The sequence below is a fragment of the Legionella sp. km772 genome (assembly GCF_003989735.1).
GTDB lineage: Bacteria > Pseudomonadota > Gammaproteobacteria > Legionellales > Legionellaceae > Legionella.
The window spans coordinates 1-1,916 of sequence record NZ_RZGQ01000301.1 but is presented as its reverse complement, the minus strand read 5'-3'; the positions used below and the strand labels follow the sequence as shown (position 1 = coordinate 1,916).

Genomic DNA, 1,916 nt, shown 5'->3' with positions numbered 1-1,916 from the left:
AAAACTCATTTAAATCACTTTGCTATTAAGTACAAATTGATTCTTAGAGCGAACCAGATTGCTTGGCAGGAGCTTAAAAATATGGCAGCTTAAAATTGACCGTGCGTAACATGAGTTATAATTGGCGCAAATACCACACAATTCAGCTTTTTAAACGATATGATCAAGTTAAAAAATTTAAGCCTACAGGAAATCCATCGAATTATCCTAGCTAGCAAGTGCTTAATGGAAGCTTCCAATCGCTTAGAGGTGCATGAAAAGACTTTAGCTACACATCTAGCCAAAACTACTTTTGTAGACGAGGAGGGGAATAGTATTCCTCTTAGCTATAAGCTACTGAAAACTAGGTGGCCGACTGAAGCGGAAGCGGAACAAGCCTTGGGTATGCTCTATAAACAAGTGATTAATACTCAAGCTATCCCTTTAGCACAAAGAACGATGAGAACCATCCATCAAACTATTTGCAACAGTAAGTCTCTTTTGGGTGCGGCAACCTCTTTAGGGGTATATTCTAGCTCTTTAGAACGCTATTTGTCCTTCACTGATTATAGTGATGATCACGGCAGGCTTCAGCCTCTTACTTATAAAGCCATGAAATCCTTATGGCCCACTGAAATTGATGCAGCCCAATTCTGGGGCATGCGCTATGACCAGCCAATGAAAGACTGCGGTCTTGAGTTAAAAAACAGGACGATGCGGTATATTCATCGCGCTATTTTAGACAGTAGCTCCTTACATAATGCTGGATCGCGCCTCGGTGTGTCTGTTAATACCTTAAAGGCTCATTTAGGCCAAACACTTTATATAGATAAGCTCGGTGAAAGCTATCCCTTGACTTACCAAATCATGAAAGAATGGTGGCCTAGTGAAACGGAAGCCGAACGGGTGTGGGGTAGCCCTTACGATGAAGTAATGGTGAGTAACTATCTGCCCATAGAGCAAAGAACGATGAAAGAGATTCACAGTGCTATTCTAAACAGCTCTAGTTTGCAGGCTGCGGCTAATCGATTAGGTGTGGTAACTAAAACTTTAAGCATCCATCTTGCCAAAACAAGCTATGTTAATAGCCAAGGCCAAATACACTCCCTAAGCTATGAGGTGCTAAAAGCATGGGATGCTCAAACGATGGCAGAAGCTTGGGGCTCTCGCTATGATGAGGTAATGAATAGCACTCGTGTGGCCATAAAAGACAGAACAATAAGGGAAGTCTATAGAGCCATCATCAACAATAGCACTAGATCCACAGCTGCATGTAATTTAGGGATACATATAAGCACTTTTGATAATTATTTGGCGAAAACATCCTTTGTTGATAGCCAAGGGCGCAGTCACGCTTTGACCTATGAGGTGATGAAAGGATGGTGCACAGAAGCAGTGGCGGAACAAATCCTGGGTGATGGCTATGATAAGGCTCCTCATTTAGATAAGGTTAAAAAAAGAATCAGCTCTCACGGCTTATGGCGAATGTCAAAGCCTAGTATAATGCAAACTGCGGTGCAGGACATAGATGCTGAACCTCCGTGCAAAAGGATTTATTACGCATCGTTTACTAAAACTGAAGCATATATCGGAACAAAGCAATATTGCTTCTCTGAAGAGCCTTCTGAAATCGATGAGGAAACTTTAAGTCTACTCCAACGAATAAATACTGACGAAGACGACCTAGAGTATGGTGATCCAGGCACTTATCAAATACAGTCACCCAACACTCCCAATCAAGGGAGCCAATATAACAGGCAGCGCTTCTTTTCAGAAGGACGTGATCATCATGAGGATCACGAGCTGCATGAGTTTATAACTTACTCATGTTACGCACGGTCAATTTTAAGCTGCCATATTTTTAAGCTCCTGCCAAGCAATCTGGTTCGCTCTAAGAATCAATTTGTACTTAATAGCAAAGTGATTTAAATGAGTTT

At 41.6% G+C, this 1,916-nt stretch carries 2 protein-coding genes; one reads left to right on the top strand and one right to left on the bottom strand.

Features of this window, described 5'->3' with window-relative positions; genetic code table 11:
- Nucleotides 1-9: 9 nt before the first annotated feature.
- Nucleotides 10-141, bottom strand: coding sequence for a hypothetical protein (locus ELY15_RS16645; RefSeq protein WP_255411131.1), 132 nt, complete (start codon nucleotides 139-141; stop codon nucleotides 10-12).
- Between the two features lie 84 nt (nucleotides 142-225).
- On the opposite strand from ELY15_RS16645, the gene ELY15_RS15440 reads away from it, so the two are divergent.
- Nucleotides 226-1,908 (top strand): hypothetical protein, encoded by a 1,683-nt coding sequence (locus tag ELY15_RS15440; RefSeq protein WP_158617520.1) that lies wholly within the window; start codon nucleotides 226-228, stop codon nucleotides 1,906-1,908.
- Nucleotides 1,909-1,916: the final 8 nt, after the last annotated feature.